This is a genomic window from Flavivirga aquatica, from assembly GCF_001747085.1.
GTDB lineage: Bacteria > Bacteroidota > Bacteroidia > Flavobacteriales > Flavobacteriaceae > Algibacter_C > Algibacter_C aquatica.
The window spans coordinates 1-530 of sequence record NZ_MDJD01000036.1; the positions used below are offsets into that span (position 1 = coordinate 1).

A 530-nucleotide genomic window follows, 5' to 3' on the forward strand; every position below is an offset into this window, starting at 1 on the left:
TTGATCTAGAACTTTGAACAGAAGCCCCAGTTAATTTGGCATTGTTATTAATTAGGTAGTTATAGTATTTTTCATGTCTACCTGGATATGTGTGAAGTACTCTGTGATTTTGCCAAGGGTCTATACTAGCTAACCAATCTATTCTAGGAATTACATTAGCAGGAGCAGCATCGTTATTGTTGTCATCCTTTCCATATTCTTCAGAGATATTCCACTCAATGGCTAAATGATGTCCATATCTAGCTACCATTTCACGATAGTATACCTTAATTTGATCGAATGATAGTTTTTTATAGTTTTCAGCTTCCGCTAATTTAAAGTGAAGCATAAGGCCATTTTTTTCAGCATGGTCAAAAACAATTTCCCATTGTTCAAGTTTAGACACATCATATCTAAACTTATCTCTAGGATCTGTCCATGGAAATACATTTGTATCATCCCCACCAAACAAAGACATAGACATGGAGTTCATTTGTTGATTTTTTAAATAATTAACAGCTCCAATAAGGTTTTTACCTTTGTTGCCATCC

Annotated in this window: 1 pseudogene; it reads right to left on the bottom strand. The window is 34.2% G+C overall.

Going from position 1 to position 530, the window contains the following annotated elements:
• Positions 1–530, bottom strand: a pseudogene (locus tag A8C32_RS20585) (DUF7594 domain-containing protein); the annotation flags it as partial.